General features: G+C 59.4%; 1 protein-coding gene. It reads right to left on the bottom strand.

Features of this window, described 5'->3' with window-relative positions; genetic code table 11:
* A partial coding sequence (locus ACERJA_RS20135; RefSeq protein WP_373609980.1) for a transposase occupies positions 1-524 on the bottom strand: 524 nt, incomplete at both ends.

A 524-nucleotide genomic window follows, 5' to 3' on the forward strand; every position in this document is an offset into this window, starting at 1 on the left:
CTGTCTCCAAGCATCCAGATCGGTGTATCGACGGCGAGCGCGTCACGGGTGACGCGCATCGCCGTCTCTTGGTCTGCTTGTTTGGCCTGGGTGAACTCCGCCGCGATCGGGATCTTTGTGCCGGTTGAGACGATCGTACAACCGAAGCCGTAGTAGTACTCTTCGGCTGTTGGATCGTAGTTCCATGAGGCAGCGTCGTTGTACTGGATCGCTTCGACGTGGGTCGAATCGATGGAGTACGTCGAGTCGAGCAGGCCGCGGGCGGCGGCCTGCTCGACGAGCCTGTCGAAGACGTCGTCGATGACGTGTTCGAGGTCGGTGAGAAACCGATCAATCGTGTCTCTCGATGGCGGTTTCTCAAGTCCGCAGTAATACCAAGCGAGGCCGTGCTGGAGTTCTCGTGCAACCGGTCGTGTGCCGTAGATATCCTTGTAGTAGCAGTGCAGAAAGCCGCGAAAGAGGTCTGGTGGCTGGTGAACTCGTGTTCGCCCCCTCGAAGCGGGGGCGAACACGTCGTACTCCAG

The organism is Natronorubrum sp. A-ect3 (assembly GCF_041821125.1).
Taxonomy (GTDB): domain Archaea; phylum Halobacteriota; class Halobacteria; order Halobacteriales; family Natrialbaceae; genus Natronorubrum; species Natronorubrum bangense.